Below are 6,000 nucleotides of genomic sequence, written 5' to 3' on the forward strand. Positions count from 1 at the left end.
GTTGCCGCGGGCCTCAGTGTTACTGCTTGTGACCAACTATTTTCCGTGCCCGCCCGACTACCGTGCGTTGAGGTGCGACCGAGTCCACTGCTCGAGGCCGGCGGCGGTGATCGGCAGGTCATCGGTGAGGATCTCGAGCCGGTCGGAGTGCACCACCACGTTGTCCTCGATCCGGATGCCGATCCCGCGCAGCTCCGGCGGCACGGTCTCGTCGTTCGGGTGGAAGTAGAGCCCCGGCTCGACCGCCAGGGCCATCCCGGCCTCGATCTCGCCGGCGAAGTACGCCTCCGGCCGGGACGCGTCGCAGTCGTGCACGTCGAGGCCGATGTAGTGGCCGGTGCCGCAGACGATGTACCGCCGGTGCTGCTGACCGTCGGGACCGAGCAGCTCGTCGAGGGACACGTCGAGCAGACCCCAGTCCCGCAGTCCCTCGGCCAGCACGCGCATCGCGGCGTACTGGAAGGCCCGGTACGGCGCTCCGACCCGGACCGCGTCGAGTGACGCCAACTGCGCCTCGTGCACCAGGTCGTACACCTGCCGCTGGGCATCGGTGAACTCACCTGTCGCTGGGAAGGTCCGGGTCACATCGGCGGTGTACAGCGTCCGGGTCTCGACCCCGGCGTCGAGCAGGATGACGTCGCCCTCGTTCACCGGGCCGTCGTTGCGCACCCAGTGCAGCACCGGCGCATGCTTGCCAGCAGCAACGATCGACGCGTAGCCGACGCCGTTGCCCGCGGTCCGGGCGCGGCGGTCGAAGGTGCCCTGCAGCCAGCGCTCACCGCCGCCGCGGATCGCCTCCGGAAGCTCCCGGGCCACGTCGCCGAACGCGAGCACGCTGGCCGCGACCGCCTCGCGCAACTGGTCCAGCTCCCAGTCGTCCTTGATCCGGCGCAGCTCCGCCAGCGTCTGCCGCAGAGCGTTGCCGTCGGTCGGCGAAGTCCGGACCAGCGCGTCCAGCATCGGCTCGACCCCCGGCGTCGAGAGCATGAACGGTACGGCGCCACGCACCGCGGCCGGCAGCTCCTCGATCGGGCGGCAGGCGATCTGCAGCGCGTCCGACCAGTCCTTCAGCCCCGGCACCGGCCCGATCCACAGCTCCCCGTCGCGCGCGTTCGCGAAGAAGTCCGCCTCGTCCGGCCCGGCCGTCTCGCGCAGGTACAGCGTCGCGTCCCCGTCGGCCGACAGCACCAGGACGGCGCCCTCGGCCTGGCAACCGGTGAGCCAGACGAAGTCGCTGTCGGCGCGGAAGAGGTAGTCGGTGTCGTTCGACCGGACCGGCGCCCGGCCGGCCGCGATCGCGATCCGGCGGCCCGGCAGCGCCGCGGACAGCTTCGCCCGGTGCCCGGCCGCCGCCTCCGCGAGTCCCGCCGGCACGGTCACCGACCGGTCCACCGGACCCCAGCCGCGCGAGACGAACTCGCGGAAGCCCTTGGCGTCGATCGGGCGGTAGGACTTCGGGGTTTCGTCGGTCCGGTCGTCATCGGTCATGTGCTGTGCTCCCCTTTGCAGCTGACGGATACTGCCATCAACTCAGGTGGGAGCAGGCGGGCGCAAGCCCTCGCCGAAACTCGCGGATCAGCGTGCCCGGAACGCGGCGAGCAGTCCCTGCTCGGAGTCCAGCAGGTACTGGTGCAGGTCGGCCGCGGCCTGCTCGTACTTGCGGGCGTCGAGCAGCTCCAACAGGGCACGGTTGCGGGCGATGTAAGGCTCGTGCAGTTCCTGCGGCGTCGCGATCACGTGGAAGAGGAGCCGCAGCTCCGCGAGCAGCCGGCCGGTGATCGCGTTCATCCGGGCGCTGTCGGCCAGACCGATCAGGTGCTGGTGGAAGCGCATGTTCGCCGTACCGACGGCCGGCCAGCGATCCGCGCGCGCGGCCGCCTCGGCCGTCTCGACGTCATCCTGCAGCGGTTCGAGCCGGGCGGCCGGCAACTCCGGGTCCCGGTCGGCCAGACCGCGGACGACGTCCACCTCGAGCACCCGCCGGAGCCGGTACAGGTCGACGACGTCTCGTTCGTCCAGCTCGGGCACGAAGACGCCGCGGTGCAGCTTGTAGACGAGCAGACCTTCGTGGGTGAGCAGCCGGAAGGCCTCGCGCAACGTGTTCCGGCTGACCTCCAGCACCTCGGTCAACTCGATCTCGGAGAGTTGGGCGCCCGGCGGCAGCGCACCCTCGGTGATGCTGCGGCGCAGGATGTCCGCGGCCCGCTCGGCCGAGCTGCTCCGGTCCAGCCGCGCGACATCGGCGGCGACAGTGCGCAACCACGCCTGCCGGCCGTGGTCGATCTCACCGGTGCTCACCACCGCATCATCACCCACCCGAGGCGTCCAGGGAAAGTTTGGTGGAACAAGCCTCTTGCAGGATTGTTGAACAATCTCTACGCTCGTGGTCACCGGACGCGTCCGATCATCCACTCACAGCCATGGAGAACCACCCGGCAGCAGTCCCCGAAGAACCCAGGAGCATCCGCCATGTCCAAACCACCGACGAAGCGCCCGTCGAAGCCCACCACTCGCGGTACGACGAACCGGCACCGGCAGCTCAGCCCGGCCGCCGGCCACAAGACGGCCGACAACGCGATGAAGACCGGAACCCGGTCGACGCTGATCGGCGCCATGTTCCTGATGGCCACCTCCGCGATCGGCCCGGGGTTCATCACCCAGACCACGCTGTTCACGGCGGCCCTCGGGGTGGCGTTCGCGTTCGCCATCGCCGCGTCGATCCTGGTCGACATCGCGCTGCAGCTGAACGTCTGGCGGGTGATCGGCGTCTCCGGCCGGCGCGCCCAGGAGCTCGGCAACCTGGTCGCGCCGCGGCTCGGGACGGCGATGGCCGTGCTGCTGTTCGCCGGCGGCCTGGTGTTCAACATCGGCAACGTGTCCGGCACCGGTCTGGGCACCGACGCGATGCTCGGCCTCGACCCGAAGCTCGGCGGCGGGCTGTCGGCGCTGATCGCCATCGCCATCTTCCTGTCCAAGCGGGCCGGGCTCGCGATGGACCGGGTCGTGCTGGTGCTCGGCGCGGTGATGATCCTGCTGACGACGTACATCGCGATCACGTCCGGTCCACCGGTCGGCCAGGCGCTGAAGAACGTCGTACTGCCCGAGCAGGTCGACTTCCTCGTCATCACGACCCTGATCGGCGGGACGATCGGCGGCTACATCGTGTACGCCGGTGCGCACCGGCTGCTCGACTCGGGAGTCTCCGGGCCGCAGCACGTCCGCGAGATCAGCCGCGGATCCGTCACCGGGATTCTGATCACCGGTCTGATGCGGGTCGTGCTGTTCCTCGCCATCCTCGGCGTCGTCGCCGGTGGCGTCGCCCTCGACCCGGCCAACCCGACGGCCTCGGCGTTCCAGCACGCGGCCGGCGAGCTCGGGCTGCGGGCCTTCGGCATCGTGCTCTGGGCGGCCGCGATCACCTCGGTGATCGGCGCGTCGTACACCACGGTCTCGTTCGTCACCTCGCGGACGAACACCTCGGACCGGACCAGGACGGCGCTCGTCGTGCTGTTCATCGCGGTCAGCACCGTCATCTACCTGTCCCTCGGTACGGCGCCGGCCCAGCTGCTGGTGTTCGCAGGAGCCTTCAACGGACTGCTGCTGCCGCTCGGCATCGGCGTGATCCTCTGGGTGGCCTGGCGGCGTCGCGACCTGCTGCGCGGGTACCAGTACCCGCGCTGGCTGCTCTGCCTGGGCGGCGCGGCCTGGCTGCTGACCATCTACCTGGCCATCCGCTCGGTGAAGCCAGTGATCGAGCTGTTTGGTGTCTCGTGAGCGGTGGTGGTTGAGTGCTGGCGGTGTCCAGGTGCGTGCATCGCAAGGCGGAGGAGCGTCCTCGATGCGGGTTTCATCGTGGATGCTCCTCCAACGCAGCGAGGTGCGTGCCTGGGCGCCGCCAGTGCCAAGCACCACCGCTCACGAGACACTAGTTTGTAGGAGTGGAGATGGACCTCAACGCGGACCTGGGCGAGGGTTTCGGCTCCTGGCCGATGGGTGACGACAGCGCGCTGCTGGAGGTCGTCACCAGCGCCAACGTGGCGTGCGGCTTCCACGCCGGCGACCCGTCGATCATGCGCCGGGTGACCGGCGAGGCGGTCGAGCGCGGCGTGGCGATCGGGGCTCACGTCGGGTACGCCGACAAACCCGGCTTCGGCCGCCGGTTCGTCGACGTCGAACCGGCCGCCCTCCGCGACGAGGTCGTCTACCAGATCGGTGCGCTGGACGCGTTCGCCCGGGTCGCGGGCGACCGGGTCCGGTACGTGAAACCGCACGGCGCGTTGTACAACACGATCGGGCACCACAAGGAGCAGGCCGCGGCAGTGGTCGGAGCGGTCGTGGACTACGACCGCTCGCTCCCGGTGCTCGGTCTGCCCGGCTCGGCCTGGCTCCGGCTCGCGGCCGAGGCCGGGCTGACCGTCGTCCACGAGGCGTTCGCGGACCGTGCGTACACCCCGGCGGGGACGTTGGTGTCGCGGCGCGAGTCCGGCTCGGTGCTGCACGACGCGGACGAGATCGCTGCCCGCTGTACGGCGATGGCGACCGGTCAGCCGATCCGGGACAGTCTTGGGGGGAAGCTGACGGTCGAGCCGGCGTCGATCTGCGTGCACGGCGATACCCCGGGGGCGGTCGGCATCGCCCGCCGGGTCCGGTCCGCGCTGGAGGGGGCGGGCGTGACACTGAGCCCGTTCAGCCGGTGATGCGGATCCTGCCCTCCGGCGACCACGCACTCCTGGTCGAGCTGGACGACCTCGACCAGGTCCTCGGCTACTACGCCGCGCTGTCCGCCGCGCCACCGGCCGGCGTCATCGACATCGTCCCGGCCGCGCGGACGGTGATGGTCTCCACGTCGGGCGGTCTCAACGTCCTCGCCCACGCTCTTCGGGCGGTCGAGCCGGTTGCCGGTGATCGCGTTGCCGGCGACCTGTTGGAGATCCCGGTCGTGTACGACGGCGAGGATCTCTCCGACGTCGCGTCGTTTCTCGGGTGTGCCGTGCCCGAACTGATCGAGCGCCACTGCGCAGACGAGTGGACCGTCGCCTTCTGCGGGTTCGCACCGGGCTTCGGTTACCTCACCGGCGCCGGCACCTGGGACATCCAGCGGCGGACGTCGCCGCGGACGAAGGTGCCCGCCGGGGCGGTCGCGCTGGCGGGCGAGTTCAGCGGCGTCTACCCGCGCGAGTCCCCCGGCGGCTGGCAGTTGATCGGGCACACCGACGTACGGATCTTCGACCAGGGACGCGAGCCGGCCGCGCTCTTCCACCCCGGGCGGCGGGTGCGGTTCGTCGACGCGGGCCGGGGATGAACAGTCTCACGGTCCTGGAATCGGGGCTCTTGGCAACCATCCAGGACGACGGCAGGATCGGTCAGGCGTCCCTCGGCATCCCCAGGTCCGGCGCCTGCGACCGGACGTCGTACGCGCTGGCGAACCGGCTCGTCGGCAACCGGGCCGGCGCGGCCGCGATCGAGGTGACCTTCGGCGGGCTCGTCCTGCACGCCGACACCGACCTCGTCCTCGCCATCACCGGAGCACCCTGTTCCGGAGTCCCCCTCAATGCGCCGACGGTCGTGCAGGCCGGTGAGGTACTGCGCTTCGGACCGCCGCGGACCGGTCTGCGCACGTACGTCGCCGTCCGCGGCGGCCTCGCCGTCACGCCGGTCCTCGGATCCCGCTCGACCGACCTGCTGTCCGGTCTCGGCCCCGAGCCGTTGACTGCGGGCCAGACGTTGCCGATCGGTTGCGACTACGGCCCGATGCCCGGCGTCGACCTCGCTCCGGTCGCCGATCCGCCCGGCTCCGAGGTCGTCGTCCGGGTGACGCCCGGCCCGCGCCGCGACTGGTTCACGGACGCCGGGTGGGCGTCCTTCACCTCCCAGTCCTACGTCGTCAGCTCCAACAGCAACCGCGTCGGTGTACGCCTCGAAGGCGACCCCCTGGAACGCGCCCGCGAAGGCGAACTCGCCAGCGAAGGCATGGCCCTCGGCGCCATCCAGATCCCACCC

General features: G+C 70.8%; 6 protein-coding genes. 4 read left to right on the forward strand and 2 right to left on the reverse strand.

Annotation, left to right across the window (positions count from 1 at the left end):
- Positions 1-57 precede the first annotated feature (57 nt).
- Together E1218_RS08330 and E1218_RS08335 are read right to left on the reverse strand one after the other, a co-directional pair.
- Positions 58-1,488: an aminopeptidase P family protein gene (locus E1218_RS08330; RefSeq protein ID WP_132317970.1), complete on the reverse strand. Its 1,431-nt coding sequence runs from the start codon at positions 1,486-1,488 to the stop codon at positions 58-60.
- Positions 1,489-1,575: 87 nt separating this feature from the next.
- Positions 1,576-2,298, reverse strand: a complete 723-nt coding sequence (locus E1218_RS08335; protein ID WP_132317972.1) for a GntR family transcriptional regulator — start codon at positions 2,296-2,298, stop codon at positions 1,576-1,578.
- Positions 2,299-2,469: 171 nt separating this feature from the next.
- Between E1218_RS08335 and E1218_RS08340 the strand changes: the two genes are divergently transcribed.
- From E1218_RS08340 to E1218_RS08355, 4 genes are all read left to right on the forward strand, one after another.
- Positions 2,470-3,774 carry an NRAMP family divalent metal transporter gene (locus tag E1218_RS08340; RefSeq protein WP_202865838.1) on the forward strand — a complete coding sequence of 435 codons (1,305 nt, stop codon included), beginning with the start codon at positions 2,470-2,472 and terminating at the stop codon, positions 3,772-3,774.
- Between the two features lie 170 nt (positions 3,775-3,944).
- Positions 3,945-4,697, forward strand: coding sequence for a LamB/YcsF family protein (locus E1218_RS08345; RefSeq protein ID WP_202865839.1), 753 nt, complete (start codon positions 3,945-3,947; stop codon positions 4,695-4,697).
- A complete protein-coding gene (locus E1218_RS08350) occupies positions 4,697-5,302 on the forward strand; it encodes a 5-oxoprolinase subunit B family protein (RefSeq protein WP_132317976.1) in 606 nt (201 codons plus the stop codon). The genes E1218_RS08345 and E1218_RS08350 overlap by 1 nt, the downstream gene beginning before the upstream one ends.
- 29 nt (positions 5,303-5,331) lie before the next feature.
- The coding region (locus E1218_RS08355) for a 5-oxoprolinase subunit C family protein (RefSeq protein WP_233712093.1) at positions 5,332-6,000 on the forward strand (669 nt) is incomplete at its 3' end.

Source organism: Kribbella turkmenica (assembly GCF_004348725.1).
GTDB lineage: Bacteria > Actinomycetota > Actinomycetes > Propionibacteriales > Kribbellaceae > Kribbella > Kribbella turkmenica.